We start from the raw sequence: 1,328 nt of genomic DNA, 5'->3' as shown, positions 1-1,328 counted from the left end.
CCTAATAGAGAGAGGGGCACAAGTTCAAGTCGTCATGACGAAAGCTGCAAAAGAGTTTATTACTCCGTTAACCATGCAGGCCGTCTCAGGACGACCAGTATCCGATAGCTTGCTCGATCCGGCGGCTGAAGCGTCAATGCGTCACATCGAGTTAGCTAAATGGGCGGATTTAGTGCTGCTTGCTCCTGCTACGGCAGACCTCATTGCTCGTATGTCAGCTGGCATGGGCAATGATTTATTGACGACGTTAGTGTTGGCAACGGATTCGCCTGTTGCGGTATCTCCAGCAATGAATCAGCAGATGTATCGCAACATCGCGACGCAAGAGAACATTGCGACTCTAGCTCGCCGCGGTATGCACATTTGGGGTCCAGCAGCAGGTGAACAAGCCTGTGGTGATGTTGGTCCGGGTCGAATGCTTGAACCAATGCAATTGGTGCATCTGTGTGAACAGTTTTTCCAACCTAAAGTCTTGGAAGGCAAGTCCATTCTGATCTCAGCAGGTCCAACTCGAGAAGCCATCGACCCTGTGCGTTACATTACGAACCACAGCTCTGGAAAAATGGGGTATGCACTAGCAAACGCTGCCGCGCAGTTAGGCGCAAAAGTCACGCTAGTGAGCGGCCCTGTCAACCTGAGCACACCGATGGGAGTGGAGCGCATTAACGTGTCTAGCGCACAAGAAATGTATGAGGCCGTGATGGCTCAAGCCATCAGTCACGATGCGTTCATCAGCTGCGCAGCAGTAGCGGATTATCGACCTGAGGCCATTGCGTCTCAAAAGTTGAAAAAGACGGCAGACAACGATCAGATGACCATCAAAATGGTGAAAAACCCTGATATTGTAGCGTCCGTCGCAGCACTGACTGATAAGCGCCCATTTACGGTAGGTTTTGCAGCAGAAACCAACGATGTCGAAACTTATGCCCGAGGAAAGTTAGCGAAGAAAAACCTCAATATGATCTGCGCTAACGATGTGTCAGTCGAAGGCCAAGGCTTCAATAGTAATGACAACGCCATCACCCTATTTTGGCCTGATGGTGAGCTTGCATTAGCTCTAGAGTCAAAAGAAGCCCTGAGCTTCAAAATCCTCGAGAAAATGCGTGAATTGATGTAATTCGCACTTATTTTCTAATTAAGAACTGGCACAAATAAGTAAATAAGTGCGAATTACATCAATTCACGCATTTTACTTATTTTCTAATTAAGAACTGGCACAAATTTAGTCTAAACATGACAACTGAGGGTGTTAAATCTCCCATTCCGCCCTCAGCAGTCTAGTGTGATGCGACTTAGCATCTTATAATCCCCTCCGCTCAACTTTGTAT

At 47.7% G+C, this 1,328-nt stretch carries 1 protein-coding gene; it reads left to right on the top strand.

Annotated features, from left to right (window positions below; genetic code table 11):
• A partial coding sequence (coaBC, locus tag R7P72_RS24645) for a bifunctional phosphopantothenoylcysteine decarboxylase/phosphopantothenate--cysteine ligase CoaBC (protein WP_318110919.1) occupies positions 1-1,117 on the top strand: 1,117 nt, incomplete at its 5' end.
• Positions 1,118-1,328 lie beyond the last annotated feature (211 nt).

It is taken from the genome of Vibrio sp. Vb0888, from assembly GCF_033338835.1.
Classification (GTDB): Bacteria; Pseudomonadota; Gammaproteobacteria; order Enterobacterales; family Vibrionaceae; genus Vibrio; species Vibrio alginolyticus.
The sequence above is the reverse complement of the archived record's forward strand: the minus strand, read 5'-3'. Positions and strand labels throughout refer to the sequence as shown.